Origin of the sequence: Paenibacillus sp. KS1 (assembly GCF_001680695.1) — a bacterium.
Lineage (GTDB): Bacteria > Bacillota > Bacilli > Paenibacillales > Paenibacillaceae > Paenibacillus_B > Paenibacillus_B suaedae.
In genome coordinates, this window is the sequence record NZ_MAIS01000302.1 from 1 (window position 1) to 482 (window position 482).

General features: G+C 44.6%; 1 protein-coding gene. It reads right to left on the reverse strand.

The window, feature by feature from the left end:
- Positions 1-123: 123 nt before the first annotated feature.
- Positions 124-261: a hypothetical protein gene (locus tag BBG47_RS30295; RefSeq protein ID WP_175400676.1), complete on the reverse strand. Its 138-nt coding sequence runs from the start codon at positions 259-261 to the stop codon at positions 124-126.
- Between the last annotated feature and the right edge of the window lie 221 nt (positions 262-482).

The window sequence follows — 482 nt, forward strand, 5'->3', positions numbered from 1 at the left end:
GCCGCTTTCCTTCCTTGCTTCCACCATATAGTTGGTAGTCCAAACATCTTAACAGTATGAACCCGACCATTATTGATAGTGTATATGCGAACATTTTTCATCCCCCCTGGCCTGGAATAATTACTAACTAAACCCAGTATTTTTAATGCTCGATCTAGTCGTCTCCATCCGATACCCGATCGTGACTGCAACACTCGCGGCATTCGTCCAATCTCCCTCGTCCGCAAACTTGGATGCGACCTGGAAATTGTGCACAAGCATTTCCTAGTCTTCCTCTTTCGTTGCCTTCTTCACTGCTTAAGGAAGGTGTCGACTACGTACCTCATCGCTTCGGGGTACGGAGAGCAACAATGAATGATAGCAATAACCATATGAGTACGAACGGAATATAATATATTACTGCAACGAAGCTCCCACTATATGCTGCAGAAATGATAAAGAAACCGCAATACGCAATTTGCCCACCTATCATCACATACGCA

Coding starts and splice junctions, on each gene's coding strand:
- BBG47_RS30295 (WP_175400676.1), bottom strand. CDS start 261: ATGCTTGTGCACAATTTCCAGGTCGCATCCAAGTTTGCGGACGAGGGA.